Genomic DNA, 968 nt, shown 5'->3' with positions numbered 1-968 from the left:
CCAAAGCCCGTCTATTAGGGAAACACGCAGGAAGTGCTGGTTTGTTTTCGACTGTTAAGGATTTGCAGATTTTTCTGGAACATTATTTGAAAGATGATTTTGCAGCAGAATTGAGCCGAAATTTTTCTCCTTTAGATGATAAGGAGCGGTCTCTATCATGGAATCTGGAAGGAGCTTGGCTCGACCATACGGGCTATACTGGTACCTTCATTATGTGGAATCGAGAGAAGCAGGAGGCGGCTATCTTTTTATCCAATCGAACGTATGAGAAGGATGAGCGTGCCCAGTGGATAGTCGATCGAAACCAAGTGATGGAAATGATTCGTCAAGAGGAGTAGGAAGAAGTATGTCAAAAACCGTAAAAGGAACTCTGTATACAGTAGTGGCGGGGATTGCTTGGGGCTTGTCTGGAACCAGTGGCCAATACCTGATGGCACACGGGATTTCGGCTCTGGTCTTGACCGACTTGCGTCTTTTAATCGCCGGGGGGGGGTACTCATGGTCTTGGCTTATTCTACTGGAAAGGATAAAACGCTGGCCTTTTTAAAGGATAGAAAGAGTCTGCTGTCTCTTCTTATTTTTGCTCTGATTGGTCTTTTTCTCAACCAATTTGCCTATCTGTCTGCTATTCAGGAGACCAATGCAGGAACGGCGACGGTGCTTCAGTATGTTTGTCCTGTCGGGGTTTTGATTTATAGCTGCATCAAGGATAAGGTGGCGCCGACTCTGGCAGAGATTATTTCAATTGGTTTAGCAATTGGAGGAACTTTTCTTATTGCAACGCATGGGGAACTTGACCAGTTGTCGGTCACACCTGCTGGTCTTTTCTGGGGCCTCTTTTCAGCCTTGACCTATGCCCTCTATATTATCCTCCCTATTGCTTTGATTAAGAAGTGGGGAAGCATGTTGGTGATTGGTGTCGGGATGGTTATTTCTGGTGTAGTGGCTATTCCCTTCACAGGAGTCTT

At 45.8% G+C, this 968-nt stretch carries 1 protein-coding gene and 1 pseudogene; both read left to right on the top strand.

Translation table 11 applies throughout. The annotated features are described in order from the left end of the window. Positions 1–338: serine hydrolase domain-containing protein (locus GMD6S_RS09525; protein WP_000574305.1), on the top strand; the 338-nt coding region annotated here is incomplete at its 5' end. Positions 339–346: 8 nt separating this feature from the next. Beyond that, positions 347–968 (top strand): annotated as a pseudogene (locus GMD6S_RS09520) (EamA family transporter); the annotation flags it as partial.

The sequence above is a fragment of the Streptococcus sp. GMD6S genome, from assembly GCF_000297015.1.
The sequence above is the reverse complement of the archived record's forward strand: the minus strand, read 5'-3'. Positions and strand labels throughout refer to the sequence as shown.